Raw genomic sequence first — 26,303 nt, 5'->3', positions numbered from 1 at the left:
CCGCCGGACCTTCCCAAGATCGCGATTGCTCGCTAAGCTCCGAAACCGAGTTTTGATCAGATATCAAACCTTGGAGCGGAATCGTGAGCGAGCGGAAGACCGGGCGAGATGGCAACGGCGCGGGGGAGACCTTGCTGGTCGGCGGGCTGCTGCTGGCCTTCGCAGTCCTGGTGGGCGCGCTGCTCTACCTCGCCCTAGCCTGACGCCCGCGTCACAGCCCGTCCCGCGGCCTCGGCGGATCGCACTTGGCCGCGGGGCAGCGGTGTCGAGGGCTTGTTAGATCAAATATGCCCCGGTCCGCGCCAGCTGCGGACCGTTTGCTCCCGCGGGCACCGCTGCGGTCGGCGGCTCGCTGGCGCTCGCCGAGTGCCCCGACCTCCACTGCCTGGTCCGCGGGACAAGCCCTCCGCCCGTCCCCTCGTGGCGGCGTCGTGGAATGCCTTCGCTCTGCCTCCCCAAGGAGGCGGCCTCAGGTGCCGGACGCGGACGCCTCCTCTAGGTGAGCAGAGCACAGAGGCCTCCGCGCACGCAGCCTGGTCCGGCCCGCTTCGGCTACGGGGCCAGGACGGCGCCGAATCGGCCACCTCCGGATAGGTCGTGCGGGCCACCGGGGGCGCGGCGCGCGCCCGGCCAGCGAACGCCGGCTGGCCAGGAGCCACCCACAGCCCCGCTCCGCGATTCACAACCTGCCGCCGGCCGACCGCGGGCAGGCCCGAAGGAAATCCCGATCTAGTCGACTTTCTGCTGCCAGGACGGCAGAAAGTCGACTAGATCTCTCGGCTTTGGTCGCGCGTGAGCGGGCGCCTCCCTATGGGCCTAGGAGGCAGCAAAATCCCTGATTTTGCTGCCTCAACGCGTGCCGGCAGCAACAAAATCAGGGATTTTGTCTGGATCTTGACGTATCCCCCCGCCCTGGGGTGCGCGTAGCGCGCTCCCTCGCCCGCGGGAGAACCATCTAGGTCTCCTGGCTCGCCGAACGCGGAGGGTGAGGCCGCGGGAGCAGCGGTCTGGACCACGGCGGGCGTCGCGGTAGCTCAGGTCTTGAAGGATTGGCTACTGGGTCTTGAGCTCGACGATGCGGGCGACATAGCGGGTCTCGCCCACGTTTGTCAGGGTGTGGGTGTCGCCGGCGGGGCGGAAGACCACGCTGCCGGTCGGCTCGGGGGCGTCGCGGAGCTGGCCGTCGACGGTCTCCACGAGGTTGATGGCGCCCTCGACCGCGATCACCAGGTACGGGTGCTCGTGGTGGTGCAGCGCCTGCGTCTCGCCCGGCCCGAGCATGACCTGCCAGACCCGGACCAGGTCGTTTTCCAGGATGATGCGGTAGCCGACCGGTCCGAGCTCGGGCTGCTGCTCCGTCACCTAGGCGTCCTTGTCGTCGAGTCGGGTCATCTTCTGGATGACGCGGGAGCGGGAGTTGTGTATGTGCACGCGGAGCGCGTCGGCCGCGGACGCCGCGTCGCGGGCCATGCAGGCGGCCAGGATCGCCTGGTGCTCGCGGTGCCGCTCGGCGGCTGCCTCGGGGCTGCGGGTGCCGGCGAAGCGGTACCGCTCGCTGTTTTGCCAGACCGGCTCCAGCGCGCGCAGCAGCCACCGCGACCCGGCCGCCGCATAGATCGCGAAGTGGTAGTCGGTGTGCGCCTGCCGCGCCGCGGCCTGGTCGCCGAGCTGGCTGGCGCTGACATGGCGGTCGAGCGCCGCGCGAGCCTTCTCGGTGTCCCGGTCGGTGAACCGGGGCGCCGCCCGCTCGATCGCGGTGATCTCCAGCAGCAAGCGCATCTCGTGGGTGTCGTGCGCGTCGTCGAGGGTGAGCTCGCGCACCCACGCGCCCTTGTGTGGCACGACCTCGACGAGGCCGAGCGACTCCAGCCGCCGGATCGCCTCGCGGACCGGCATCATGCTCATGCCGAGGCTCTCCGCGAGGTCGGTGAGGCGCAGCGGCGAACCGGCGGCGAGGTCGCCCGCCAGGATCGCCTCGTGCAGCTGCGCGGTGGCGGCGTCGGCGAGCGTCCGGTGGGTGGGGGTGCCGGCCGGCCCGTCGGCATCGAGCCTCCTCGAACAAAAAGCAAACAATCAAAGGGGAGTTGTCACGCACTGCCCAAGCGGCCCGATGCTACATCATTGGAAGCTGGAAAGATCCTGACAGCGGTACGCGAAGATCCCGTCACGGCGCGTGCCGAGACGGGATCCACTGTGACGCTCCGCATTAGACAGTGCTGGGAACGCGTTCCTCGGCCGGCGTCGTGGCCTCGTGCGAGCCGGCCCGTGCGCGGCCCAGCGCGACGAGGACGAGGCCGGCGAGCGCGTACGCGGCCAGGATCCACACCGCGGTCGTGCCGCCCGCCCCGTCGAAGTACGCCGTCGAGCGCAGCAGCGTGCCGCCCGCCCCGATCGGCAGCCACTGGCCGATCTCGCCCCACGGCTGGGGAAGCAGCTGCGGCGCGGCGGCGACGCCGGAGAGCGCGTTGCCGATCAGAAACACGACAAGCGCGCCCAGCCCGATGCCCGGCTCGCCGAGCACCGCCGCGAGGCCGCTGACCGAGGCGGCGACCGCGAGCGTGAAGAGCCCGATCGCGGCGGCGTTCAGCAGGTACGTGCCCGGGATCACGCCGAGCCAGAACTGGAGCACCGCGGCGGACACGAGGCCGGCGAGCACCGCGTACCCGAGCAGGCCGGTCAGGCGCGGCCCCCGACCGCGGACCAGGAAGTAGACCGCGATGCCGGCGAGCAGCGAGGTGATCGCGAGCGGCAGGAACCCGCTGGCGAAGCCGGTGCCCCGCGGGTCGTCCGGGTCCAGCGGCACGACCTCGACGGTGCGGACCGGCTGTCCACCGTTCAGCTGGGCGGAGGCCTGGGTGAGCAGCGTCGCGACCGTGGGGCTGGCGGCCGGCGCGGTGTGCAGCGTGACCCCCTCCGGGCCGACCACGAAGGCGGCGTAGGCGTCGCGGTCGCGCAGGGCCTCGTCGGCCGCCGCGCCGTCCGCGAGCGTGGTGATCTCGAACGCGCCCGGGCGGGCCGACTCGAGCTGGCCGGCGAGCCCCTGCGCGGCGGGCGCGGGGCCGGCGACGACCACCGGCAGGTCACGCGGCTCCAGGTCGGCCGCGGGGGCGCTGAACAGGGGTACGAGCAGCGCCTGTAGCGCCACCACGCCGACCGCGATCACCAGGGCGAGGGCGGCGGGCGAGGGGCGGCGGCGGGCTGGCGTCTGTCCCATGACTACTCCTAAAACGAACGCTCATTCTCCTGTGCACACACTCCCACCCCAGCCCACGAGGGTCAAGAACGAGCATTCGCTTTACGCTGTGGGTCGCGCCACGCTCTCCTAGTTGATCAGGGACTTTATGGAGTGACGCGCCGCCCGACACGCCCACCAAGTCCCTGATCAACTGCGAGGGCAAGGCCGGTCGACGGGTCGTAGAAGCGGAGTGCTTTGGGGGCGGGGCGGAGGTGGACCTGCTGGTCCGGGCCGGCCGGAAACGTCGCCGGCGCCTGGATCTTGAGCTGCGCCTCGCCCAGCCGGGCGGTGAGCAGCAGCGCGGCGCCGGTGGGTTCGACCACCTCTACCTGGGCCGGTACCCAGCCGGGGGCTGGCTCCTCCGACACCTGGATGTTCTCCGCGCGCACGCCGACCACGACCTCGTGACCCTCCCAAGTGGACAGGAGGTCGGGCGCGGGCAGCGACACGTCGCCGATCACCAAAGAGCCGTCACGGACCGTCGCGGTGAGGAAGTTCATCGGCGGCGAGCCGAGGAAGCCGCCGACGAACCTGTCCGCCGGGCGGTCGTACACCTCCAGGGGCGCCCCGATCTGCGCCACCTTGCCGTCCCGCATCACCGCGACCCGGTCGCCGAGCGACATGGCCTCGGCCTGGTCGTGCGTCACGTACAACGTGGTGGTGCCGATCTGGCTCACGATCCGTTTCAGCTCAGCCCGGAACTGGAGCCGCAGCAGCGCGTCCAGGTTGGACAGTGGCTCGTCCATCAGCAGTACGGCCGCGTCCACCACGATCGCGCGGGCCACCGCGACCCGCTGCCGCTGCCCGCCGGAGAGCTGCGCCGGGTAGCGGTCCAGGAACTCGCCGAGCTGGAGCAGCTCGGCCGCCCGCTTGACCCGCCGGTCGAACTCCTCCTTCGGCACCTTGCGCATCATGAGGCCGAAGCCGATGTTCTGCCGGACCTTCATGTGCGGGAAGATCGCGTACGACTGGAAGACCATCGACAGGCCGCGCTGGCGGGCGGGCAGGTCGGTGACGTCCCGCCCGCCGATGCTGACCGTGCCGCTGTCCGGCGTCTCCAGCCCGGCGACCATGCGCAGCAGCGTGGTCTTGCCGCAGCCGCTCGGCCCCACGAGCACCAGGAACTCCCCGTCGGCCACCTCCAGCGACACGTCGTCGGTGGCCCGCTTGCCCCCCGAGGCGTACGTCTTCACGAGGTTGTGCACCGTAACCGCGCTCATCTGAGCCTGCCTTTCGTTCGCGACTGCGGGGCTCGCATGCGGGCCGCCGTCGACCCTGCGGGCCGTCGAAGCTCACTCCTCGCTCTCACCGGAGCGTCGTCCCCCACATGTTGAGCAGATAGCGCCGCATCACGGCGATGAAGACAAGCGCCGGCAGTACCAGCGCGAGGCCGCCGGCGAACCGGTACGCCAGCGGCGAGTCGGCGAGCGTGGTCAGCACCTGCGCGGGCAGTGTGCGCTGGTTGAGGGTCAGCACTGTGGCGCCGAGCACCTCGTTCCACGACAGCATGAACGCGAACATCGCGGCCGCCGCGATGCCCGGCAGCGCCTGCGGTGCCACCACCCGCAGGAACGCCTGGAGCGGCGACGCCCCGAAGATCATCGCGGCCTCCTCCTGCTCGTGCGACACGCCCACGAAGATCGCCGCCGTGATCAGCACGGTCGTCGGCAGGGCCAGCGCCGTGTGCAGCAGCATCACCGCGTACGTCGTGTCGTAGAGGCCCGTGTCCAGGAAGATCCGGGCCAGCGGTACCGACAGCACGACGATCGGCAGCGCGCGGGTGAGCAGCAGGATCAGCTGGTACGTGTCCTTGCCGCGGAACGCGTACCGAGCCACCGCGTACCCGGCCGGCACGCCCACGAGCAGCGCCAGCACGACAGTGCCGAGCCCGACCGTGAGCGAGTTGATGAAACCGCCGGTCACGCCGGTCGACTGGAGGAACGTGGACATCGTCTCGGTTGACGGGTCGGTGGGCAGCAGCGGCAGCGGAAACTGGTTGAGCGAGTCGCGGCTGGACAGGGCGGCGAGGGCGATCAGGTACAGCGGTACCCCCATGAAGAGGGTGATCGCCACGCACGCCGCCTGAATCGCGGCCCGCTCCCAACGACGGCGGGCGCTCACGGCCGTCCTCGCTTCGCTGCGGGCGGCCGCGAGGCTCTGAAGGCGCTGCGCCCAATGATTCGCTCGCTGCGCTCGCTCATTGCGTCACCGTCCGGTCGCGCAGCAGCCGCAGGTAGCCGGCGGCGGCCAGCATCGACACGGCCAGCACGACGAGCGCGATGGCGGTGGCGACGTTGGGGTTCTGGAGCACGTTGTACCACTGGTATGTCTCGCCGACCAGCAGCGGCAGGCTGCGGCCGGTGAGCGCCTGCGCTACCGCGAACGTCTCCAGCGCCAGGATCGTGCGCAGGATCAGCGCGACCTGGAGGCTCGGCCGCAGCTGGGGGAGGACCACGTGCCGCAGCCGCTGCCGGTACGTGGCCCCGAAGACCGCCGCCGCCTCGTCGTAGTCCTTCGGGATGCCCTGCAACCCGGCCACCACGATGACGAGCACGAGCGACGTCGACCGCCACAGCTCGGCGACCACCACGGCGAGGAACATCGTGGCCGTGTTCTGGTACGACAGCCAGGCGACCCCGTCGACGCCCAGGTGGTCGAGCACCGAGTTGAGGTACCCGCGGTCGGCGAACACGGACAGCCACACGAGGCCGGCGGCGAGGTCGCTGATCGCGAGCGGGATGACCCAGACGTAGAAGTGAAAGCCGGCGAAGCGCGGCCGCTCCCGCAGCAGCAGCGCCATCGTCAGCGCGAACGCGAACTGCACCGGGATCAGCACGACGATGAGCAGCGCGGTGTTGCGTACGGCCGGCCAGAAGTACGGGTCGTCGAGCATCCGCCGCGCGTACGCCAGGGTGGGCCCGTCCGGCCCGCTGAACGCCTGGCCGACGCCCACGACGAGCGGCCAGGCGAACAGCGCGGTCATCACGACCAGCGACGGCGCGATGAGCAGCACCGCCGCCGGTATGCGGGCCCTCCGCCGGGGCATCAGGCCACCCGGCACGGGCTGCCGGCGGGGTCGGGGCGCCAGCAGGCCACCTTCAGCTCGTCGAGGATCGCGTTGAGCTGGCCGGCCTGGCTGTCCAGCACACCCTGTACCGGCTTGCCGTCGAGGCAGACCTCCTTGAACACGTTCTTGAAGACCTGCCCCACCTCGGCGTCCCGGGCGCCGACCCCGACCGGCGGCAGCGACACGATCGCGCCGGCCGTCTCCTGCTGCCGCTTCACCGCGGCCGCCTCGAGGCCGACAGCGGCGGGCAGGTCGGTGGGGAGCTGGGCGTTGGTGACCGGGAAGAACGCGTTCTGCCGGAGCACGTCGACCTGCACGTCACCGGTGGTCAGCGCCTTGACGACCTCCTTGGCCTTCGCCGCCTCCGGCGCGCCGTTCGGGATCGCCAGCCCGGCGACGACGAGCATGTACCCGAGGCCCTTCGGCCCGCTCGGCGCCGGCAGCATCAGCCAGTCGCCGGGCTTGTCGCCGGGCGCGTCCCGCAGCCGGGCCACGTGGTCCCAGGCCACCAGCACTTCGCCGCGCTGCAGCGGCTCCTGCATGCTGTCGTAGTTGGTGGAGGCGGGCGCGGTCTGCGCCCACAGCTCCTTCATGTACTGCCACGCCGTCACCGCGTCCGGGCTCCGGAACGTGGTGACCTGCCCGCCGGTGAAGCTCGGCAGCAGGAAGCCCTGGAAGAACCGGTGGTAGAGCCCCTTCGGGCCGGCCGGGATGCCGAAGACCGGTTTGTTGCCGTTGCCCTGGCGGGCCGCGGTCATCCAGCTCAGGAACTGGTCGTACGTCATCTGCGGTGTGACCACGCCGCTGGGCAGCCACTCCAGGGCCTTCTTGTGGACGGCGAGCACGTACGTCGCCTGCATCCACGGCACGTACTTCGTGGTGCTGCCGGAGAGTTTGGCCAGGTCCGTGAGGTCGGAGGTGAATCCCCGGTCGCCGAGCGAGCCCAGCAGGTCGTCCAGGTCCATGAGGCGGTCGGCGTGCGGCGCGAGGTCGCCGTGTACGCCACCGAGGAGGCTGAGCTGCACCTTGCCGGCGTCCAGCTGGGACTTCACCGTGGTGCCGAACGTGCTCGCGTCGACCGGGTTGAACGCGACCTTCGCGGCGGTCACCCGGTCGCCGAGGATCTTCTCGAAGCGCTGTCTCTCCTCGACCTGCGTGAACTGGGTGGAGAGGAAGCTGACCGACCCCTCACCACCGTCCGCGCCGCTTGTCGAGACGCCGCCGCAGGCGGTCAGCGCGGGTACCGCGGCGACTCCGAGGCCGAGCCCGAGCAGGCCGCGGCGTGAGATGCGTAGATCATCGTTTATACGGTTCGTCATCGTTACTCCCCAGGTGTTGATGTCGGCACCGTTACGTGAGAGTTAATGTATTCGATCTGCGCCCCTTGCACCGGATTGAAAAGCGTCCCCGCGTGCCGCCGATCCGGCCCTCTTGTCAGAACAGGAAAGGTTCCTTACTGTTCTGCCATGCGAAGACTGCTCGGCGTCGCTATAGCCATGACCACCGTTCTCGCCGGCGCGGCCGCGGCTCCGGCCGCCGCCAGCGCCACCGCCCACCGGGACGGCTTCGTCCGGGTCGGCTATTTCACCCAATGGGGTATCTACGGCCGGGCGTTCCCGGTCAAGAAGCTCGACACCTCCGGGGCGGCGAGCCGCCTCACCCACATCAACTACGCGTTCGGCAACGTCACCGAGGACGGCCGCTGCTACGTGGACGGCGGTCCCGGCGAGGGTGACTCGTGGGCCGACTACCAGCGGCCGGTGCCGGCCGAGGAGAGCGTCGACGGCGTCGCGGACACCTGGGGCGAGCCGCTCAACGGAAACTTCGGCCAGCTCCAGAAGCTCAAGGCGAAGCACAAGAATCTCAAGGTGCTGATCTCGCTCGGCGGGTGGAGCTGGTCCACATACTTCTCGAACGCGGCGCTCACCGACGCCTCGCGCAAGAAGTTCGTCAGCTCCTGCATCGACCTGTACCTCAAGGGCAACCTGCCCAACCCGGACGGCAGCGCCGGCGGGCCGGGCTCGCTGGCCGGTGTCTTCGACGGCATCGACCTGGACTGGGAGTGGCCGGGCTCGAACGGTGAGCCGGGCAACGTGGTCCGCCCCGAGGACAAGCAGAACTTCACCAAGCTGCTCGCCGAGTTCCGGTCACAGCTCGACGCGCTCGGCAAGAAGAGCCGCAAGCACTACGAGCTGACCGCGTTCGTACCGGCCGCGCCGGCCACCATCGACGCGGGCTTCGAGGTCAAGAAGATCTTCAAGTACCTGGACTTCGCGACAGTACAGGGCTACGACTTCCACGGCGGCTGGGAGATGCGGGCCAACCAGCAGTCCGCGCTGCGGGTACCGGCCGGGGCGCCGGACAACCCGGACTTCTCCGTCGACTCCACCATCAAGGCGTGGCTCGACCGGGGCGCACCGCGCAGTGAGCTCGTGCTCGGCATCCCGTACTTCGGCCGAGGCTGGACCGGCGTGACCGGCGGGCAGAACGGCCTCTTCGGCACCGCGACGGCCGCGGCGCCGGCCACCTTCGAGGCGGGCAGCGAGGACTACAAGAAGCTGAAGACGCTGCCGTCGGCCGGCTACACCGTGCACCGCGACCTGCGCGCCGGGCACGCCTGGCTGTGGGACGGCACCACCTTCTGGACGTACGACGACCCGGCGCTGGTGCTCCAGAAGACCCTCTACATCCGCACCCACGGCCTGGGCGGCGCCATGATGTGGTCGCTCGACGGCGACGACGACAGCGCCACCCTGACCCGCACCATCCACTTCGGACTGCACTGACGATCTCAACCGCCGAGGCCGCATACCGCAACGGGTATGCGGCCTCGCGCCGTCAGACGCCTGGGGCCGCGACCACACTTGGGGCCGCGACCGTGCTTGGGGCCGCGACCGCGCCTGGGCGACCAACAGCATTTCAAGATATTGATCTGGGCTACCGCGATGTCCGCGGTGGTCCGGACCCAATGCCACTCACCTTAAGTTGATCTTGGGTTGGGGTGTGTTGGTCCGGGCGGGTTGTGGTGGGACCGGTGACGATCGCTGGTTGTGGTCGGTGATGGTGCGGCGGCTGTTGGTGGCCGGTTGACGGACTGGATCTCGGTTGGGGTACTCGCGGCGTCGGTGCCACGGGACGTGGTCGACGAGGCGGTCATGGTGTGTGATCGTCAGCCGCGGCGTTCGGATGGGAAGTTGCCGGCGCATGTGATGGTGTATTTCGCGATGGCGTTGGCGTTGTTCGCCGAGGACGACTACGAGGGTGTGCTGGCCCGGCTGGCGGAACCGTTGATGCAGTGGGGCTGCTGGGATCGTAGTTGGTCGATGCCGGGGTCGGCGGGGATCACGCAGGCCCGGCAGCGGCTGGGGTCGGACGTGGTACGGGAGGTGTTCGAGCGGGTCGCCCGGCCGGTGTGTGAGCAGTTGACTCGGGGGGCCTGGCTGGCCGGGCGGCGGCTGGTGTCGATCGACGGGTTCGAGTGTGATCTGCCGGACAGCCCTGCGAACGGGGAGTACTTCGGCTACGCCGGCGGGGCGGGACGTTCGGCGTTCCCGAAAGCACGGGTGGTGAGCCTGGTCGAGTCGGGTTCGCACGCCCCGATCGGTGCCACGATCGGGCCGATCGTGGGCAAGGGACTGGGCGAGCAGAGCCTGGCCCGCAACCTGTTCGGGCTGCTGGAACCGGGCATGCTGCTGCTGGCCGACCGGAACTTCCACAGCTGGCCGGACTGGTTGGCCGCCACTGCCACCGGCGCGGACCTGTTGTGGCGGGTCGGTGCCAGCGGCCGTGGTGGCATGGCCCTGCCGGTCGTGGCGGCCCTGGCCGAGGGCGTGTCAGATGTCTTGTGTATGAGATCAACTTCAAGGTTGAGGGAGTACACGTATGGACATGGCGAACGGGAAGCATCTGGTTGACGGCTCTGGCTTGGCGGGGGTTTCGGCGCGGGAGACGGTCAATGAGATGGTCGCGGCGGGGTTGCTGGATGATCTGATGGACCGGGTCGACGCGGGCGGGTTGGCGTTGACCGGTGAGGGTGGTCTGCTTCCGGAGCTGGTCAAGGCGGTCCTGGAGCGAGGCTTGGCGGCGGAGCTGACCGGTCATCTGGGCTACGAGAAAGGCGATCCGGCCGGTCGGGGCAGCCCGAACTCGCGTAACGGCCACAGCGCGAAGACGATCGCAACCGAGGCCGGAGACGTCACTTTGGCGGTGCCGCGGGATCGGGCCGGGACGTTCGAGCCGCGGCTGGTTCCGAAAGGCGCCCGGCGCGCCGGCGGTCTCGACGAGATGATTATCTCGTTGTATGCGGGTGGGATGACGGTGCGTGACATCGGCCATCATCTGCACCGGACGCTGGGCACGGAGTTGTCGCACGAGACGATCTCGAAGATCACTGACAGTGTGTTGGACGAGGTCAAGGCCTGGCAGTCACGTCCGCTCGAGGAGATCTACCCGATCATCTACCTCGACGCCCTCGTGGTGAAGGTCCGTGACGGGCACACGGTGAAGAACCGGGCCGCGCACATCGCCGTCGGCGTCGATCTGGACGGGGTCAAGCACGTGCTCGGTATCTGGGTCCAGGCCGCCGAGGGAGCGAAGTTCTGGGCCGGTGTCTGCGCCGAGCTGCGTAACCGCGGCGTCAGGGACACGCTGATCGTCTGCTGCGACGGGCTGACCGGTTTCCCCGAGGCGATCGAGGCGACCTGGCCGCAGACGACGGTGCAGACCTGCACCGTGCATCTGATCCGGGCCGCGATGCGGTTCGTGTCCTATCAGGACCGCAAGAAGGTCACCGCCGCGCTGAAGCTCATCTACACCGCCCCGACCGCTGAGGCCGCCGAGGCAGAGCTCATGGCGTTCGCCGAATCGCCGCTGGGCCGCAGGTATCCGGCCGCGGTCCAGACCTGGCAGCACGCCTGGGAACGCTTCATCCCGTTCCTGGCCTTCCCACCCGAGGTCCGGAAGATCATCTACACCACCAACGCGATCGAGTCCCTCAACTACCAACTACGCAAGGTCACCAAGAACCGCGGACACTTCCCGAACGACGACGCCGCGATCAAGCTCCTCTGGCTCGCGATCCGCGACATCGAAGACAAACGCGCCCGCGCCCGCGCGAAAGAACGCGGCCTACCCGCCGCCCAGCGCCGCGCCGCCGGCCGCCTCGTCGAAGGCGCCACCGTCACCGGCTGGCGACAAGCCCTCGGCGCCCTCGCCCTGCACTACCCCGACCGACTCGGCCCCTACATCAACTAACAAACCCAAGATCAACATACACAAAAATCTTGACAAGCTCCTGGCCGACGGGTCGTACCTGACCGTGCTCTACGCCTCCCGCACGCGCCAGCCCGAACGGGACCGGATCCTGGCCGCCGCCCGCGCTGGCCACGACTTCGATCAGCAACGGGCCCGGATCGCCCGGGTCGTCGAATACGAGGTCACCAACCGCGGCGAACCCGACCAGACCGAACCGATCCGCCTGCTGTCCACCATCCTCGACCCCGTCCAGGCCCCCGCTCACACGCTGGCCGCCGCCTACCACGAACGCTGGGAACACGAAACCGGCAACGGCCAACTCAAGACCCACCTACGCGGCCCCGGCCGGATCCTGCGCTCACGCAGCCCCGACATGGTCATCCAGGAAATCTACGGCTACCTGCTCACCCACCACGCGATCAGCGCCCTGATCTGCCGCGCCGCCACCGAGGCCGACATCGACCCCGACCAAGTCAAATTCCTGCGCACCGTACGCATCGTGCGCCGCCGGATCACCGACCCGGCGGCCTTTTCCCCCTGACCGCCTGCAACACCTGCTCACCGCGATCCACGCCGAGATCACCACACCTCGACACCTACACCCCCACCGACGACATCGTTCCTACCCCCGCGTCGTCAAACGCATGCGCCACAACAGCTACCGGATCAAACAACCCCACGACACCGGCACCCGCCATACCGGACCGCCCACCATCAAACTCCAACCCACCACAACATCAACTTAAGCTGAGTGGCATTGGGTCCGGACCGCTGCTCCCGCGGCCTCGCCCTTCGCGGTTCACAATCCCAACCCCGGCCCGTCTGGCCGGCGTCGAGGCCCGGGCGGGCCGCCCGGCGGCCCTTGATCAGGGGCGCGGCGCGCGGTTCGCGATGCGTCCGTGGCGAGAAATTGCCCCTGGCAGGGCAATTTCTCGCCACGGACGGCATAGCCGTTCCTCGATCAAGGGCGACCTCCGTCGCCGAGCGCTCCCCGGGGAACTCTGGTCGTGATCAATCCGGCCGGCGGCGATCGACAGCCCGCAGCGCAACCTCGTCGACGACCCGGCGCCGGCGCCGCCACGATCGCCCGCATCCACCACCACCTGCGCCGGGCCCTCGGGCGACAGCACCGCCCGGCAGGCCCGGGCACGCTGCTCGCGGGGCTCTCAAGCTGGGCGCACCGATGCGCCCGGCCCGCGGGCGCCGGGTGGTCGGCCAAGGGCACCGCGCGCGGATGGAGACGCTGGCCCAGCCCCCCCGGGCGCCGCGCGAGTCGGCCTTTGGACGGGCCCGCACGCACGCGATCCCGGGGCCGGGCGCGTCGGTGCGTCCAGCTTGAGAGGTCCGCGCGTAGCGTGCCCGGGCCTGCCGGGTTCGGTGCTGTCGCCTGAGACCGGGCGCATCGGTGGGCCCAGCTTGAGAGGCCGGCGCGCAGCGTGCCCAGGCTTGCCGGGCTTGGTGCTGTCGCCTGAGACCGGGCGCATCGGTGCGTCCAGCTTGAGGGGCCCGTGTGAAGCGGACCCGGGCCTGCCGGGTTCGGTGCTGTCGCCCGGGGGCCGGGCGCTTCGGTGCGTCCAGGTTGAGAGGTCCGCGCGACGCGTGCCCCGGCCCGCGGGGTTCGGTGCTGTCGCCCGGGGGCCGGGCGCTTCGGTGCGTTCAGGTTGAGAGGTCCGTGTGCAGCGTGTCCGGGCCTGCGGGGTTCGGTGTTGTCGTCCGGGGGCTGGGCGCGTGGGTGCGTCCAGGTTGAGAGGTCCGCGCGACGCGTGCCCGGGCCTGCGGGGCTCGGTGCTGTTTGGTTGTGCGAACGCGGAGGGTGAGGCTGCGGGAGCAGCGGTCCGGACCACCGCGGACGTCGCGGTAGCTCAAAGTCTCTTGATTGGTCAGGCGGCGCGGCGGCCGGTCCGGGCCTGGGCTGGGCGGTCGCGGACTAGGCGCAGCGCCGGCCTCGCGGGTGGCTGGTCTACCTCGTCGAAGCGGGCGCGCCAGGCCGGGCGGGGTGTGCGCTGGCCGTTCGGTGGGCCGCCGCGGGCCGGCTGGAGCCGGGAGAGTACGAGCACCAGCACGTATCCGACCAGGATGAACGCGTGGCTCAGCACCCGGCTGAGGTCGACTCGGCCGGCGATGACGTCGCTGGCGGTGAGCAGGCTGAGCGCGGCCACGAACGCGGTCAACGTGGGATCAGCCCCGAGCCCGGGCCGCGGCTGAGCGCGATCCAGGCGAAGCCGGCGCCGATCGCGACGTTCCAGGCGGCCGACTCGTGCCACAGGTGGTCCGGGCCCACGCCGAACGTGTGCAGGTGCCGTCCCGCCGCGAACCCGCCGATCTGGGCCGCCCCAGCAGGAACTGCACCACGCCCAGCGCGCCGAGCGCCACCCGTACCGCCCCGAGCAGGCGGGCCCGCCGGCGGCCGGGAGCGGCGGCGAGCACCGCGTCGCTGACCTTCACCTCGTGCGTGACCACGCTGGTGCGGACCATCCGGGTCACCTGGGCGGCGGCGTCGAACCACTGCCGGCACGCCGCGCAGCCGGCCAGGTGCGCGTCGGTCACCGCACGCTCGGCCGGGTCGTCCTCTCCGTCGAGGCGCGCCGACAGCGCCTCGCGAAACTCATCGCACCCCACCTAGGGATAGTCGGTCATCCGGTGGGTGAAGTTCCAACCCGGACCACAGAACCGGCGTGTCACGATTCGCCGGGCCGGACCGTCCATGCCACATGAAGAAGAACCCTTACGTAACGTTTGTCACACTTCTGGGTGCCCTGCTGACCGGCGCGGCCGCGGTTTGGTGCCTGGCCGCGCCAGGTTCGTTCGCGGACTTCGTGGAGTTTCCCCGGCACGAGCACTTCGTCCACGACCTTGGCGCGTTCCAGCTCGGCCTCGCCGTCTCGCTGCTGCTCGCGCTGGTCTGGGCGGACGGGCTGGCCACCGCGCTGGGCGGCTTCCTCGTCGCGAACGCGGCACACACCGTCAACCACGTCGGCGACCTCGACCTCGGCGGGCGCGACTCGGACCCGTGGCTGATCGGCGCGCTGGCGGTGCTCACGGCCAGCGCACTCGTGGTACGCCTGCGGCAGCTTGGCTGGGTGGTCGGCGAGGTGTCGGCGGCGGCAAGCCCGGCGCTCGCCCCGTTCGTGCGGCAGAAGACGGTGCAGCTGACGACGTACCGGCGGGACGGGCGGTCCGGCGCCAGCCCGGTGAGCGTCGCCGTGGACGGCGACCGGGCGTTCGTGCGCAGCTTCGAGAAGTCGCTCAAGACCCGGCGGCTGCGCCGCGACCCCCGCGCGGTGATCGCGCCGTCGACGGGTCGCGGTCACGTGACGGGTCCGGGGGTACCGGCGCGGATGCGCCTGCTGCACGGCGAGGAGGACCGGTACGCCGCGCGGCTGCTGCGCGCGAAGCACCCGTTCCTGCACGGCGTCGCGGTGCCGCTGACCCACCGCCTGGCGCGCGGCAAGACGGGCCGGACCGTCCACTTCGAACTCGTACCGGTGAGCGCCGACGTGGCGGCCGCTACGCCGGTACGACAGTGAACATGTAGCAGCCGTACGCGACGTTGCGGCTGTGCACCTGGACGACGCCCGGCTCGGCGAGCACCTTGGCGATCGCGCCCTCCGGGTCGCTGCCGTCGTGCACGCGGGTGGCCGGGTGGATCCAGCCCCGCTCGTCGTACGCCCGGAGCACCTGCGACCGCCGCCGCCAGTCCTCCGGGTAGGTGTCGGCCGTGGCGGCCGGGCCGGCGCACGGCTCGGCGTGCGCGAAGACCGGACCCACCTCGCGGTACGGGCCGGGCGGCAGCGGCGGCTCGTAGCCGAACAGGATCAGCTCCTCGCCGGCCTCGGCGTCGCGCAGGCAGCAGCGGATCGGCTCGCCGCCGGTGGCGGTCACCCGCTCGACGGGGTTGCCGGAAACGTCTTTGCCGGTGTCCCGCACGGTCTCAAGGGTGCCGGCCGGCAGCGCGTTGATCTGGAATGTCATGCCTACACGCTCGCCGATGCGGGCCGCGTTCGCTGGCGGCTTTCGGACCTCGCGTTTCCCGCCGCCTCAAGCTCCACGACGTCGCGGACCTCGAAGGTCCAGAGCCCCGCGCGCTGCTGGAATCCGCCGTCCACGCGGGCTGACGTGCTGGGCGGCCTGAGCGGGCAGTCAGGACGGCGCTTGGGCCGGTACCCGCGGCTCGAAGGCCCGGCGCACGTACGCGGGTGGCAGGTTGGCCCACACCGTCCGCCCGCGCTCCACAGTGGAGAACCGCGCGGACAGCTCGGCCACGAACCGGTTGGCGGGCGGCGTCCAGCCCGCGTGCGCGTACGCGAACGTGCTGAACCGCCCGCCCGGCCCGAGTACCGCCACCACCGCGTCGAGGATCTGCCGTTGTAGCGCCGCCGGCATGACCGTCCACGGTAGACCGGAGACGACCGTGTCGACCGGGTGCGGCACGAGGTCCGGAAGGTCGGCCGCCGACCCGTGTACGACCTCGACCCGCCCGTCCCGGTACCGCTGCGCCAGCCGCGTGGCGAGTACGGGGTTGACCTCCACGGCGATCAGCCGCGCGCCGGGCGCCAGCAGGGGCAGGATCGCCTCGGTGATCGCGCCGGTGCCCGGCCCGAGCTCCACGACCGTGGCCGCCCGCCCCAGGTCGAGCCCGTCCGTCATGGCGGCCGCGAGCCGCCGCGAACTGGCCGCCACAGCCCCGGTGACCCAGGGCCGCCGAAGAAACTCCCTCGTGATCGACATGCCCCGACGCTAGGAGCGGCGCGCGTAGTCGGGCGTCACTCTCCACGCCGCTCACCGTCATCCCCGCGGCCGGCTAGGGTTCGACAATGGGAGAGGCTACGGCGGCTGGAACCTTCTGGAATCCGGCCGGCGGCGACGAGGGGCCGAGCAGCGACATCAGCGAGATGGCGGCGTCCCGGCCGTTCTCGTCCGTGCTCGACATCGGCTGCGGTAACGGCCGCAATCTGCTTCCCTTCGTGGACAAGCGATGCGTCCTGTACGCCATTGATGCCGACCCGGGCGCCGTGCGGGAGACAAGGCAGCGCTTCAGCGACCTGCCGCCCGCGCGGCTGCGCGTCAGCGTGGCGGATGTGCGCTCATTTCTTCCGGATCGCCGGTTCGACCTCGTGATCTGCCACGGCGTCCTGCATTTTCTCGCCAAGCGGGACCGGGAGCGGGCCTACGGTCGCATCGCGTCCTGGGTCGCACCCGGTGGACTTGTCTCGATCGTCGCCTTCAACAAGCGCATACCGATACCGGACGATCTCGCGCCGCTGATGCCGGAGCCGGCCGAGGACAGCGGCGAGTTGCTTGATGCCTTTCCCGGCTGGGAGCGGATCAAGTTCCGTAGCTACGACTTCCAGGACGAGCACGATGGCGGCCGGATCCGGCACGATCACTCGATCGACCGGCTCATCGCGCGTGCGCCGGAGGCCGCTCAGCTCCCGGGGCGGACCAGGCCGGTCTCGTAGGCGAGGACCACGGCGTGGACGCGGTCGCGGATGTGCAGCTTGGCGAGGATGCGGGCGACATGGGTCTTGACCGTGGTCTCGCCCAGGAAGAGCTTGGCCGCGATCTCGGCGTTGGACAGGCCCCGGGCGACAAGGCCCAGCACCTCGCGCTCGCGGTCGGTCAGGGCGGCCAGGCGGGGGTCGGCTTCGAGCGGGGCGACGCCGGTGACGTACCGGTCCAGCAGGCGGCGGGTGACCGACGGGCCGACCATCGCGTCGCCGCGCAGTACGCCGCGCATCGCCACGAGCATCTCCGCGGCGGGGGAGTCCTTGAGCAGGAAGCCGCTGGCCCCGGCGCGGAGCGCGGCGTACGCGTACTCGTCCAGGTCGAACGTCGTGATGACAAGCACGCGCGTGTCCGGGAGGGCCGCGCACACGCGTTCGGTCGCGGCGACGCCGTCCAGCTTCGGCATGCGTACGTCCATCAGTACCAGGTCGGGTTTGAGCTCCAAGGCCCGTGCGATCGCGGCCTCGCCGTCCGCCGCCTCGCCGACCACCGTGAGGTCGGGCTGGCTGTCCACGATCATGCGGAGGCCGACCCGGACGAGCTCCTGGTCGTCGCAGATCAGGACGGTGGCCGCGGCGGTCGTCATGCCGCGTTCACCTGGAGGGTCGCGGCGACCCGGAAGCCGCCGTCGCGGGTCGGGCCGGCGTCGAGCGTGCCGTCGAACAAGGCGACCCGCTCGCGCATTCCGGTCAGCCCGTGCCCGGATGCGGGCAGCGTCGCGGCACGGACGGAGCCGCCGGAGTTGGTGACCTCGATGCGTACCCGGCGGCCGGGGCCGGTCACCCCGAAGTCGACGGCGACGTGTGCGGCGGCACCGGCGGGGGCGTGCTTGACCACGTTGGTGAGCGCTTCCTGCACGATGCGGTACGCCTGGAGGGCCGCGCTCGCCGGCAGCCCCTCGGCGTCGCCGGTCACCGCCAGCTCGGCGCCCACCCGCTCGGTGAGGTCGCGCAGGTCGGCCGCCGTGGGCTGGGGCGTGCGGGGCGAGCCGTCCTGGAGCACGTCCACGAGGCGGCGCAGCTCGCCCAGCGCGGCCCGGCCTGTGGCGCTGATGGTCTGGAGCGTACGGTCGACCACCGCCGGGTCGGAGTGGCGCATCAGCGCGGCGCCCTCGGCGTTGACCACCATCACGCTCACGCTGTGCGCGAGCACGTCGTGCAGCTCACGGGCGATGCGGTTGCGCTCCTCGGCGACCGCGCGGCGCTCCTTCTCCGCGTCGTACGCCCGGCGGGCCCGCATGAACTCGGCGACCGCCCACGCCAGCGCGACCATCAGCAGATAGCCGGCGTTGGAGGGCACCCAGTCCACCGGCCTGAACCACGAGATCGTGCAGGTGACGAAGAACGCCATGGTCAGCAGGCCCACCACGGCGGCCGGGCGGCGGCGGCCCTGGACGACAAGCGTGTACACCATGATGTCGAGCGCGAACACCGCGACCGGCAGCTGGTGCGCCCACGGCTCGAGGACGTAGAGCGCCGCGGCGGACGCCAGCACCACCGCCGAGGCGGGCAGCGGGTGGTGGCGGCGCCACATCAGCGGCAGCACGAGGCCGCCGAGCACGAGCGCCTGCTCCCACGCCGGACCCCACCCGTGCCCGGTCTGGAAGGCGCGAATCCCGCCCAGGAGCACGACGAACACCGCGTCGCCCACCCACGGATGGCCACGCAGCCACAGGTTGAGCCGGTGCACCATCCCACGGTACGGGCAGTCTTCCGTCATCGCGGATCATCCCCGAGGAGGACCCCGGTAGGTTTGGCGCGTGCGTATCGGAATGCAGATTCCCAGTTTCGCGTACCCGGGCGGTCCCGAGCAGATCGCCCCCACCTTCGCCCGAATCGCCCGCGAGGCCGACCAGAGCGGTATCGCCAGCCTCTGGGTGATGGACCACTTCTTCCAGATCCCGGGCGTCGGCCCGGTCGAGGAGCCGATGCTGGAGGGCTACTCGGCGCTGTCGTACGCGGCCGCGATCACCGAGCGGATCATGCTCGGCACGATGGTCACCGGCGTCGTCTACCGGCACCCCGGCATTCTCGTCAAGACCGTGACCACGCTCGACGTGCTGTCCGGCGGCCGGGCCTGGTTCGGCGTCGGCGCGGCGTGGAACGCGGAGGAGTCGGCCGGCCTGGGCGTCCCGTTCCCTCCGGTGGCCGCGCGCTTCGAGCAGCTGGAGGAGACGCTGCGGATCGCCAAGCGGATGTGGGCCGGCGACGAGAGCCCGTTCGAAGGCGAGCACTACACGCTCGAGCGGCCGCTCAACTCGCCGCAGCCGATCAGCCGGCCGCACCCGCGCATCCTCGTCGGCGGTGGCGGGGAGAAGAAGACGCTCCGCCTTGTCGCCAGGTACGCGGACGCCACCAACCTCTTCGACACGCCCCATCTGCCACACAAGCTGGACGTGCTGCGCGAGCACTGCGTGCGGGAGGGCCGGCCGTACGCGGACATCGAGAAGACCGCCCTCTCGGTCCTGGCCGACGACACGACCCGGGGAAGCTGGAGGAGGTCGCCGGACGCCTCGGCGAGCAGGGCGTCGACCAGGTCATCTTCTCCGTACACCAGCCGTACCTGCCCAACGCCGTGTCGCTGCTCGCCGACCTGGCCGCCAAGGTCGCCTAGCGACGGGCGTCGTTGCGCGGGGGTGACTGCCCACCTCCCTTAGATCGAGGACGCGACCCTCCTCAGGTAGGACGGATCGGCTGGTACATGCCCTTACGGTGTGTGCATGACGACAACGACCACGGACATCGCCGCTCGGGCGGTCGACGCGTGGAAGGTATACGGCAGCGGCGAGGCGCAGGTTATCGCGCTTCGCGGGGTGAACGTCGAGCTCGAGCGGGGCCGCTTCACCGCGATCATGGGACCGTCTGGCTCGGGCAAGTCGACGCTGATGCACTGCCTCGCCGGGCTCGACGCGCTCACCCGGGGACAGGCGTTCATCGGTGACACGCAGATCACCGGGCTCAACGACAGCGGGCTGACAAAGCTGCGGCGGGACCGGGTGGGCTTCATCTTCCAGCAGTTCAACCTGCTGCCCACCCTGACCGCCGAGGAGAACATCCTGCTGCCGCTCTCCATCGCCGGCCGCAAGCCCGACCCCGACTGGTACAAGACCGTGATCACCACGGTCGGCCTCGGCGACCGGCTCGGCCACCGGCCCAGCCAGCTCTCCGGCGGCCAGCAGCAGCGGGTGGCGTGCGCGCGGGCGCTCGTCTCCCGGCCCGAGGTCATCTTCGCGGACGAGCCGACCGGTAACCTCGACTCCCGCGCCGGTGCCGAGGTGCTCGGCTTCCTGCGCAACTCGGTGCGCGACTTCGGCCAGACGATCGTGATGGTCACCCACGACCCCAACGCCGCCTCGTACGCGGACCGGGTCATCTTCCTCGCCGACGGCGCGGTCGTCGACGAGATGCGGGAGCCGACCGCCGAGGGCGTGCTCGACAAGCTCAAGAACCTCGATGTCGCGTCGGGTGAGGTCACCACCGGCGCGGTCGCGGCGGATGGCGTACCGGCGGGTGGCGCCTGATGCTGCGGGCCAGCCTGAAGAGCCTCTTCTCCCGCAAGCTGCGCCTCACGCTCGCGATCGTGGCGATCGTGCTGGGCGTGTCGTTCCTGTCCGGCGCGTTCGTGCTGACCGACTCGCTGGGCGCCCGCTTCGAGCGGCTGTTCACGAGCATCAACCAGAACGTCGACGTCCAGGTGGCGCTCAACGACGACGGCCAGGACGAGGACCCGCAGCCCAAGCTCACCCAGGCGCAGATCGACGCGATGGCCGCGCTGCCCGGCGCCCGGTCGGTCTCCGGGGACGTGAGCGCGATCGGCGTGATCCCGTTCGACGTCGAGGACGGCAAGCCGGCGACCACGTCCGGGGCGCCGCAGATCGGCGGCGGGGTCAAGGGCGATGACCCGTTCGCGCTGGTCCAGCTCGCGGAGGGCAGCTGGCCGACCGCGGACGACCAGGTCGTGATCACGCGGTACACGGCGGACCAGACCCACGCCGCCAACGGCGACCGCCTCAAGATCTTCCTGCCCGAGGTGAACGAGGCACGCGAGTTCACCATCACCGGCATCGCGGTCTACGACGGTGACCGTGACTCGCTCGCCGGCGAGACGCTGATCCTCTTCGAGGAGGGCTTCGCCCAGCGCACGTTCTACGGGCAGGAAGGGCTCTTCTCCGGGCCTTGCTGGCCGCGCGCGACGGCGTCACCCAGGAGCAGCTGCGCGAGCAGGTGGCGCCGATCGTGCCGACCGGGTTCGAGGCGAAGACCGGCGAGCAGGCGAACCAGGACGCGGCCAACGATGTGCAGGAGGGCCTCTCCGCGATCACGACGTACTTCTTCGGCCCGTTCGCGATCGTGGCACTGCTCGTCGGCGTCTTCCTGATCTTCAACACGTTCAACATCCTGGTCGCCCAGCGCGCCTCGGAGCTCGCGCTCTTCAGGGCGATGGGCGCGAGCTGGGGCAGGTGACCAGCTCGGTGCTGATCGAGGCGGTACTCGTCGGCATAGTCGGCTCCACGCTCGGCCTGCTCGCCGGTATCGGCCTCGGGCTAGCCGGCAGCGCCGCGCTGACCAGCCTCATCGGCGCCCAGCTACCCGGCGCGGGCATCACGGTGAGCGCCACGCCGGTGATCCTCGCGTACGTGGTGGGCATCCTGGTCACGGTCGTGTCGGCGTTCGTACCGGCCATCCGCGCCTCGTCGGTGCCGCCGCTCGCGGCGATGCGTGAGGTCAGCCGCCCGGACAAGCCGCTGCGCGTCCTGACGATCGTGGGCCTCGTCTTCGCGCTACCCGGTATCGGGCTGCTGGTCCTCGGCCTGGTCGGCTCCTCGCTGACGCCGCTGCTGTTCGGCGCGCTGCTGACGTTCCTGGGCGTGGTGATCATCTCGCCGCTGCTGACCAAGCCGCTGGCCGGACTGATCGGCCGGGCGGTCGGCTGGGGCATGAGCGGGCGCCTCGGCGTACGCAACGCACTCCGCAACCCCCGCCGCACCGCCGTCACGGCCGCCGCCCTGATGATCGGTGTGACGCTGGTGAGCGGGGCGAGCGTGCTGGGCGAGTCGTTCACCCGCACGATCAACGAGACCATCAACGCGACGGTCGGCGCCGAGGTCATCGTCCAGACCAACACGACGGCCGGTCCGCCCGGCGAGGTCGGCTTCCCGGACCGGGCCACCGACCAGGTACGGGAGCTGTCCGGCGTCGACCAGGTCGTGCCGCTGTACATCTCCCTCGACGCGCGGGTGGACGGCGGGACTCCGCCGTTCGGCGGCACGTTCGCGATGGACGACCTGTCCGTGGCGCGGGACATGTTCGCGATGAAGACGGTCGAGGGCGATCTGCGCACGCTCCAGCCCGGCGAGTTCGTCACCGACCAGAACACCTTCGAGGCGCGCGGCTGGCAGGTCGGCCAGAGCATCCCGATCCAGCTCGACAAGGGCGGCGAGCAGCAGTACCGGCTGATCGGCGTCTACGAGTCGACGCCGATCTGGACCGACACGCTGATGCTGCCGAAGCAGGCGGTGGCCAACTTCGCCGGTCCGCTGGCGTTGCAGGCGTACGTCAGTCTCGACGACGGGGCCAGCACGGACACCGTGGTCGCCGACATCGAGCGGGTCATGGCCGACTACCCGCTGGTGACGGTGGGTGACCGGTCGGCGCTGCTGGACCAGTTCAACAGCTTCATCGACATCGCGCTCGGCATCATCTACGTGCTGCTGGGCGTGGCCATCCTCATCGCGCTGCTCGGCATCCTGAACACGCTGCTGCTGAGCATCTTCGAGCGGACCCGCGAGCTGGGCCTGCTCCGGGCGGTCGGGCTCAACCGCGGCGGCGTGATGCGCATGGTCGGTACCGAGTCGGTCGTCATGGCCGTCTTCGGCTGCCTGCTCGGCATCATCGTCGGTGTGGGCCTGGGCGCGGCGCTGTCGGCGGCCCTGATCGAGCGCGACTTCCTCACGGTGGTCGCCATCCCATGGGTCAGCCTGATCGTCTTCGTGGTGATCGCGGTGTTCGCCGGCGTCCTGGCCGCGCTCTGGCCGGCCTGGCGTGCCGCCCGCCTGAACGTCCTTCAGGCGATCGCCTACGAGTAGGCACGCGTTGTGGAAGAAGGCCCGGGGCATCCGCCCGGGGCCTTCAACGTCAGCTGGACGCGGGCGTGGGGAATGCGACCGGGCTGCGCAGCCCGTCGCGGTCCACCGCCCGTACGCCGAAGAACACGTTGTCCTTCGACAGGTCGATCGTGGTGGTGGTGACGTCGCCGACCGGGATCACGTGCGTCCACTCCGGTGCGGTGGTCTCCCGCCACACCACCTCGTACCCGGCGAGATCCGGGTCGGTGCCACGCTGCCAGCGCAAAGTGGTGTCGTTGGTGAGCGCGGCGGTGAGGATGTTGACGCCCTTGGGAGTGCCCGGACCGTTGGCCAGCGACCACAGCGCGGCCCCGTTGACCTTGGCGACCCGCGTGATGAACCCGAAGTCGCAGAACTCCGGCAGGTCACCGAACTGCACGCCACCCTCGACGCGCACGTCCTGGTGCTGATGGCGGAAATCCTCGTTCGGCTCGGTGAAGCGGCCCGCCGGGTAGCCCTGCTGGAGGTACGAGATGTGGTCGCTCCCGCGCAAATAGCGGTCGCGTCGATAGATGACGCGAACGTCCATTCCAGTCGCGTCGTTTTCTGCGACGTCCTGCACGAAGCGCGCCAGTTGCCGCGACGGCGAATCATTTTCGCCACCCACCGATTGGCGCACCGATGCCTGGGCCGGCGTCTCCGCGGTCGGCACGCCCTCGGCGAAGAGCCGGATCGTGCGCGGGTCGCGGGTGCCGTCGTCGGCGAGGCTGCTGCCGACGATGTCGTTGCTGAACATGCCCTGGATGTCGGCGCCGGCCGTCTTGTACTCCCGCGCCTGGAACGCCGACCCGAACAGGCCCTGCTCCTCACCGGCCACCGCGGTGAACACGAGCGTCGCCGCCGTCGGCCGGGTGGCGAAGAGCCGCGCGAGCTCCATGACCACCGCCACGCCGGACGCGTCGTCGTTGGCGCCGGGGAGTCGGATGTCCCGTCGAGCACGTCGGTGACCCGCGAGTCGTAGTGACCCGAGATCACGTACACCCGGTCGGGCGAGGTGGTGCCGCGCAGGGTGGCCATCACGTTGGTGATGACGGTGGGCACCGGGATGCGCGGTCCCGCTTCCTGCGTGTACGACTGCTTCTCCACGGTCATGCGACCGCCGGACGCCGCCGCGTAACCGCTCAGCTCATCGAAGATCCAGTCACGCGCCGCGCCGATGCCACGGACGGGGTCGTCCTGGGTGGAAAGTGTGTGCCGGGTGCCGAACGCGACGAGGCGGCGCACGATCGCCTCGATGCGCCGGCGGTCGATCTCGTCGAGCAACGCCCGCAGCGCGCGACCCGGCCGTTGGGGTTGGATGGGGCGGCCCGGCCCGGCTGGTGTGCCGTGACCGGAGGCCGACGCCGGAGCCGCACCGCCGCCGATCAGCGGCACAGCGGCAGCCGCCGACGCGGACGCCATGAAGGCCCGTCGAGAGGTTCTCTCATCTATGCCCATACGTAGATATGTTAGGCCCGCTGGGCGCCAGAATGGTCCTGGGGTTGATCAGGGAGTTGGTGGAGCGGCGCGCCGACGACACGCCCGACCAAGTCCCTGATCAACCCCGCAGGGACCTGACCCAGCGCAGGGCGTTCGAGAGGTGTTTTAGGAAGGCGGGGTCGGCGTAGGACTCGATTGTGTGGCCTAGGGCGGTGTAGAAGGCGCGGCCGCCGAGGCGTTCGTGGCACCAGGCGAGCGGGTGGTCGGCGCCCATGCCGCCACCGTCGTATGTCGACTCGTCGACCCGCAGCAGCACGCGGGCGTCGGGGTGGGAGCGGAAGTCGTACCACTCGTCGGTCCGGTGCCACGGCGAGGGCAGGTGGGCCGTCGCTGGGTGATCGGGATCGGACACCGTGATCGTCGCGGGCTGTACCGCCGGGTGCTTGTCGAACCACGCGCCGACGAGGTCGCGGTAGAACGGCCAGCCGTACTCGGTCGCGGCCGCCGAGTGCACGCCGAGGAAGCCGCCGCCGCCCCGCACGTACGACTCAAGGGCTGTCCGGCCGGCGTCGGTGAGGACCTCGCCGTTCGTGTTGAGGAAGACGACGGCCGCCACGCCGGTCAGGTCTTCCAGGGCGGCCGGGTCCTCGGTGGCCTCGACATCGTCGCTGAGCTGGTGGAACGCCTCAATTCCTGCCGGGATCGAGTCGTGCCGGAAGCCCGTCGTCCGGGAGTAGACGAGGACGCTCACGCGCTGACGGGGGCGTCGGCCGGGAGCGTGTCCATGAACGAGCTCACCGAGAAGACCGCGTTGCCGGCGCCGGGCGGGCCGTACCCGGGCGGGGTGGAAAGGCCGTTGGCCTCCATCGTCGCGCGGTACGCCTCCAGCAGCCGGATGTGGTACTCCAGCGGCGCGCCCTGCGGGTTGGTGCGGCCGAGCGGGGTGGTCGGTTCCGGACACCAGGTGGTGAAGCGGGGAGGATGCCGCGGGACATGAAGTACTGGAGGCCCTCGGTGGTCGACTCGATCGCCTCGTCCACAGTGGTGAAGCCGAACGGCTCGGCCATCTCGATCCCGGCCACGAAGTTGGGGATCACGTTGCGCGGGCCGAAGACCTCCGCCGACTCCAGGATGCGGCGGTGCCACTCCTCGCGCCCCACGTACCGCTCCTTGCCCGGGCAGTAGAGCTCGAAGAGGCGCTTGTCCCACACCTCGTAGTTCGGGTGGTAGATCTGCACCCCGTAGTCACGGAAGCGCTGCACGTCGGCGCGGGGCAGGGCCTGGGCCACCACCTTGCCGATCCACCGGCCGGGGAAGCGCTCCTCGATCGCCTTGGCGTAGCGCCCGTAGAAGTCGGCCTCCTCGAGACCGTCCACCTTGGACGTCACGCTGCCACCCGTGAGCGTGTACGCGTGGGAGGTGCCGGCCGTGTCGTAACGGTCGATGATGGCGAGCGCCTCAAGCACCTCGTCGACCGGCTTCACACCCGTGTACGGCCGGCCCGCCGCCTTGTGCTGCCGCCAGTTGTGGTTGATGTCGCAGTACTGGCACTCCTCCTTGGCGCCGAAGTACTGGCAGACCCGGAAGACCGTGAGGTAGATGAGATATCCCCACTGGATGGTGGGCGCGACCTCCATGACCGACTTGCCGTTGGCAAGGGTGTGGCGGTAGTAATCGGGCATCGGGGGAGCCCGACGTCC

26 protein-coding genes and 2 pseudogenes are annotated in these 26,303 nt (G+C 70.5%); 12 read left to right on the top strand and 16 right to left on the bottom strand.

All coding sequences use genetic code 11. The features are described from left to right. Positions 1-1,053 precede the first annotated feature (1,053 nt). The 7 genes from Pflav_RS17960 to Pflav_RS17930 all read right to left on the bottom strand — a co-directional run bounded on the left by Pflav_RS17960 (position 1,054) and on the right by Pflav_RS17930 (position 7,621). Entirely contained in the window at positions 1,054-1,362 is a 309-nt protein-coding gene (locus tag Pflav_RS17960; protein ID WP_173037186.1) for a cupin domain-containing protein, read from the bottom strand. Then, positions 1,363-2,073, bottom strand: a complete 711-nt coding sequence (locus Pflav_RS17955) for a GntR family transcriptional regulator (protein WP_173037185.1) — start codon at positions 2,071-2,073, stop codon at positions 1,363-1,365. A 133-nt stretch (positions 2,074-2,206) separates the two neighbouring features. Continuing rightward, a complete protein-coding gene (locus tag Pflav_RS17950) occupies positions 2,207-3,214 on the bottom strand; it encodes an ABC transporter permease (protein ID WP_180201271.1) in 1,008 nt (335 codons plus the stop codon). 125 nt (positions 3,215-3,339) lie between these two features. Then, positions 3,340-4,455, bottom strand: a complete 1,116-nt coding sequence (locus Pflav_RS17945) for an ABC transporter ATP-binding protein (RefSeq protein WP_173037184.1) — start codon at positions 4,453-4,455, stop codon at positions 3,340-3,342. Positions 4,456-4,540: 85 nt separating this feature from the next. Next, positions 4,541-5,356, bottom strand: coding sequence for a carbohydrate ABC transporter permease (locus Pflav_RS17940; protein WP_232071564.1), 816 nt, complete (start codon positions 5,354-5,356; stop codon positions 4,541-4,543). A gap of 76 nt (positions 5,357-5,432) precedes the next feature. Further along, the gene (locus Pflav_RS17935; protein ID WP_173037183.1) at positions 5,433-6,281 is read right to left on the bottom strand and encodes a carbohydrate ABC transporter permease; all 849 of its coding nucleotides are present in this window, start codon (positions 6,279-6,281) and stop codon (positions 5,433-5,435) included. Next, the gene (locus tag Pflav_RS17930; protein ID WP_173037182.1) at positions 6,281-7,621 is read right to left on the bottom strand and encodes an ABC transporter substrate-binding protein; all 1,341 of its coding nucleotides are present in this window, start codon (positions 7,619-7,621) and stop codon (positions 6,281-6,283) included. Before Pflav_RS17930 ends, Pflav_RS17935 begins: the two co-directional genes overlap by 1 nt. 147 nt (positions 7,622-7,768) lie before the next feature. Between Pflav_RS17930 and Pflav_RS17925 the strand changes: the two genes are divergently transcribed. The 4 genes from Pflav_RS17925 to Pflav_RS17910 all read left to right on the top strand — a co-directional run bounded on the left by Pflav_RS17925 (position 7,769) and on the right by Pflav_RS17910 (position 12,096). After that, positions 7,769-9,088 (top strand): glycoside hydrolase family 18 protein, encoded by a 1,320-nt coding sequence (locus tag Pflav_RS17925; protein ID WP_173037181.1) that lies wholly within the window; start codon positions 7,769-7,771, stop codon positions 9,086-9,088. 300 nt (positions 9,089-9,388) lie between these two features. Next, the gene (locus Pflav_RS17920) at positions 9,389-10,216 is read left to right on the top strand and encodes a transposase domain-containing protein (protein WP_173037180.1); all 828 of its coding nucleotides are present in this window, start codon (positions 9,389-9,391) and stop codon (positions 10,214-10,216) included. A gap of 46 nt (positions 10,217-10,262) precedes the next feature. After that, on the top strand, positions 10,263-11,555 hold the full coding sequence (locus Pflav_RS17915) for an IS256 family transposase (protein WP_232070955.1): 1,293 nt from the start codon (positions 10,263-10,265) through the stop codon (positions 11,553-11,555). A 10-nt stretch (positions 11,556-11,565) separates the two neighbouring features. Next, complete coding sequence (locus Pflav_RS17910; RefSeq protein WP_173042491.1) at positions 11,566-12,096, top strand: transposase; 531 nt, start codon at positions 11,566-11,568, stop codon at positions 12,094-12,096. Positions 12,097-13,435: 1,339 nt separating this feature from the next. Here the strand turns inward: Pflav_RS17910 and Pflav_RS47995 are convergent. Then, positions 13,436-13,726 carry a hypothetical protein gene (locus tag Pflav_RS47995; protein ID WP_332107768.1) on the bottom strand — a complete coding sequence of 97 codons (291 nt, stop codon included), beginning with the start codon at positions 13,724-13,726 and terminating at the stop codon, positions 13,436-13,438. Between the two features lie 7 nt (positions 13,727-13,733). Continuing rightward, a complete protein-coding gene (locus tag Pflav_RS47990; protein WP_332107767.1) occupies positions 13,734-14,174 on the bottom strand; it encodes a zf-HC2 domain-containing protein in 441 nt (146 codons plus the stop codon). A gap of 92 nt (positions 14,175-14,266) precedes the next feature. On the opposite strand from Pflav_RS47990, the gene Pflav_RS17900 reads away from it, so the two are divergent. Beyond that, entirely contained in the window at positions 14,267-15,082 is an 816-nt protein-coding gene (locus Pflav_RS17900) for a PPOX class F420-dependent oxidoreductase (RefSeq protein ID WP_173037179.1), read from the top strand. On the opposite strand, the gene Pflav_RS17895 is transcribed toward Pflav_RS17900, so the two are convergent. Both Pflav_RS17895 and Pflav_RS17890 read right to left on the bottom strand, forming a co-directional pair. Then, entirely contained in the window at positions 15,063-15,527 is a 465-nt protein-coding gene (locus tag Pflav_RS17895; RefSeq protein ID WP_173037178.1) for a DUF1203 domain-containing protein, read from the bottom strand. The genes Pflav_RS17900 and Pflav_RS17895 overlap by 20 nt on opposite strands. 168 nt (positions 15,528-15,695) lie before the next feature. Beyond that, positions 15,696-16,283, bottom strand: a complete 588-nt coding sequence (locus Pflav_RS17890) for a class I SAM-dependent methyltransferase (RefSeq protein WP_173037177.1) — start codon at positions 16,281-16,283, stop codon at positions 15,696-15,698. An 86-nt stretch (positions 16,284-16,369) separates the two neighbouring features. Between Pflav_RS17890 and Pflav_RS17885 the strand changes: the two genes are divergently transcribed. Continuing rightward, the gene (locus Pflav_RS17885) at positions 16,370-17,014 is read left to right on the top strand and encodes a class I SAM-dependent methyltransferase (RefSeq protein ID WP_232071560.1); all 645 of its coding nucleotides are present in this window, start codon (positions 16,370-16,372) and stop codon (positions 17,012-17,014) included. Here Pflav_RS17885 and Pflav_RS17880 read toward each other — a convergent pair. Next, entirely contained in the window at positions 16,981-17,646 is a 666-nt protein-coding gene (locus Pflav_RS17880; RefSeq protein ID WP_173037175.1) for a response regulator, read from the bottom strand. The two genes, Pflav_RS17885 and Pflav_RS17880, sit on opposite strands and share 34 nt — an antisense overlap. Further along, positions 17,643-18,779, bottom strand: a complete 1,137-nt coding sequence (locus Pflav_RS17875; protein WP_173037174.1) for a sensor histidine kinase — start codon at positions 18,777-18,779, stop codon at positions 17,643-17,645. Before Pflav_RS17875 ends, Pflav_RS17880 begins: the two co-directional genes overlap by 4 nt. Positions 18,780-18,819: 40 nt before the next feature. Here Pflav_RS17875 and Pflav_RS17870 point away from each other — a divergent pair, with 40 nt between their 5' ends. From Pflav_RS17870 to Pflav_RS49305, 6 genes and pseudogenes are all read left to right on the top strand, one after another. Continuing rightward, positions 18,820-19,716: an LLM class F420-dependent oxidoreductase gene (locus Pflav_RS17870; RefSeq protein ID WP_173037173.1), complete on the top strand. Its 897-nt coding sequence runs from the start codon at positions 18,820-18,822 to the stop codon at positions 19,714-19,716. A 63-nt stretch (positions 19,717-19,779) separates the two neighbouring features. After that, positions 19,780-20,580 (top strand): ABC transporter ATP-binding protein, encoded by an 801-nt coding sequence (locus Pflav_RS17865; protein ID WP_173037172.1) that lies wholly within the window; start codon positions 19,780-19,782, stop codon positions 20,578-20,580. After that, entirely contained in the window at positions 20,580-21,437 is an 858-nt protein-coding gene (locus Pflav_RS17860; protein ID WP_173037171.1) for an ABC transporter permease, read from the top strand. The genes Pflav_RS17865 and Pflav_RS17860 overlap by 1 nt, the downstream gene beginning before the upstream one ends. Next, entirely contained in the window at positions 21,410-21,523 is a 114-nt protein-coding gene (locus Pflav_RS47985; RefSeq protein ID WP_332107766.1) for an FtsX-like permease family protein, read from the top strand. The genes Pflav_RS17860 and Pflav_RS47985 overlap by 28 nt, the downstream gene beginning before the upstream one ends. Beyond that, positions 21,520-22,656, top strand: a pseudogene (locus Pflav_RS17855) (ABC transporter permease); the annotation flags it as partial. The gene Pflav_RS47985 and the pseudogene Pflav_RS17855, both read left to right, overlap by 4 nt. A 102-nt stretch (positions 22,657-22,758) precedes the next feature. After that, positions 22,759-23,145, top strand: a pseudogene (locus tag Pflav_RS49305) (ABC transporter permease); the annotation flags it as partial. Between the two features lie 49 nt (positions 23,146-23,194). On the opposite strand, the gene Pflav_RS45765 reads toward Pflav_RS49305, so the two are convergent. The 3 genes from Pflav_RS45765 to Pflav_RS45760 all read right to left on the bottom strand — a co-directional run bounded on the left by Pflav_RS45765 (position 23,195) and on the right by Pflav_RS45760 (position 26,240). Continuing rightward, positions 23,195-24,061 carry a M28 family peptidase gene (locus tag Pflav_RS45765; RefSeq protein ID WP_232071558.1) on the bottom strand — a complete coding sequence of 289 codons (867 nt, stop codon included), beginning with the start codon at positions 24,059-24,061 and terminating at the stop codon, positions 23,195-23,197. 660 nt (positions 24,062-24,721) lie between these two features. Continuing rightward, positions 24,722-25,354 carry a ThuA domain-containing protein gene (locus tag Pflav_RS17845; protein ID WP_197938613.1) on the bottom strand — a complete coding sequence of 211 codons (633 nt, stop codon included), beginning with the start codon at positions 25,352-25,354 and terminating at the stop codon, positions 24,722-24,724. A gap of 43 nt (positions 25,355-25,397) precedes the next feature. Beyond that, positions 25,398-26,240, bottom strand: a complete 843-nt coding sequence (locus tag Pflav_RS45760) for a hypothetical protein (protein WP_232071556.1) — start codon at positions 26,238-26,240, stop codon at positions 25,398-25,400. Positions 26,241-26,303 lie beyond the last annotated feature (63 nt).

The organism is Phytohabitans flavus (assembly GCF_011764545.1).
Taxonomy (GTDB): domain Bacteria; phylum Actinomycetota; class Actinomycetes; order Mycobacteriales; family Micromonosporaceae; genus Phytohabitans; species Phytohabitans flavus.
The sequence above is the reverse complement of the archived record's forward strand: the minus strand, read 5'-3'. Positions and strand labels throughout refer to the sequence as shown.

Bases quoted from the DNA above. Each gene is read 5' to 3' on its own strand.
- Pflav_RS17875 (WP_173037174.1), bottom strand. From the start codon at position 18,779: ATGACGGAAGACTGCCCGTACCGTGGGATGGTGCACCGGCTCAACCTG.
- Pflav_RS17865 (WP_173037172.1), top strand. From the start codon at position 19,780: ATGACGACAACGACCACGGACATCGCCGCTCGGGCGGTCGACGCGTGG.
- Pflav_RS17935 (WP_173037183.1), bottom strand. From the start codon at position 6,281: ATGCCCCGGCGGAGGGCCCGCATACCGGCGGCGGTGCTGCTCATCGCG.
- Pflav_RS17890 (WP_173037177.1), bottom strand. From the start codon at position 16,283: ATGTCGATCACGAGGGAGTTTCTTCGGCGGCCCTGGGTCACCGGGGCT.
- Pflav_RS17925 (WP_173037181.1), top strand. From the start codon at position 7,769: ATGCGAAGACTGCTCGGCGTCGCTATAGCCATGACCACCGTTCTCGCC.
- Pflav_RS45760 (WP_232071556.1), bottom strand. From the start codon at position 26,240: ATGGAGGTCGCGCCCACCATCCAGTGGGGATATCTCATCTACCTCACG.
- Pflav_RS17900 (WP_173037179.1), top strand. From the start codon at position 14,267: ATGAAGAAGAACCCTTACGTAACGTTTGTCACACTTCTGGGTGCCCTG.
- Pflav_RS17930 (WP_173037182.1), bottom strand. From the start codon at position 7,621: ATGACGAACCGTATAAACGATGATCTACGCATCTCACGCCGCGGCCTG.
- Pflav_RS45765 (WP_232071558.1), bottom strand. From the start codon at position 24,061: ATGGAGCTCGCGCGGCTCTTCGCCACCCGGCCGACGGCGGCGACGCTC.
- Pflav_RS17945 (WP_173037184.1), bottom strand. From the start codon at position 4,455: ATGAGCGCGGTTACGGTGCACAACCTCGTGAAGACGTACGCCTCGGGG.
- Pflav_RS17950 (WP_180201271.1), bottom strand. From the start codon at position 3,214: ATGGGACAGACGCCAGCCCGCCGCCGCCCCTCGCCCGCCGCCCTCGCC.
- Pflav_RS17895 (WP_173037178.1), bottom strand. From the start codon at position 15,527: ATGACATTCCAGATCAACGCGCTGCCGGCCGGCACCCTTGAGACCGTG.
- Pflav_RS17860 (WP_173037171.1), top strand. From the start codon at position 20,580: ATGCTGCGGGCCAGCCTGAAGAGCCTCTTCTCCCGCAAGCTGCGCCTC.
- Pflav_RS17885 (WP_232071560.1), top strand. From the start codon at position 16,370: ATGGGAGAGGCTACGGCGGCTGGAACCTTCTGGAATCCGGCCGGCGGC.
- Pflav_RS17880 (WP_173037175.1), bottom strand. From the start codon at position 17,646: ATGACGACCGCCGCGGCCACCGTCCTGATCTGCGACGACCAGGAGCTC.
- Pflav_RS17915 (WP_232070955.1), top strand. From the start codon at position 10,263: ATGGTCGCGGCGGGGTTGCTGGATGATCTGATGGACCGGGTCGACGCG.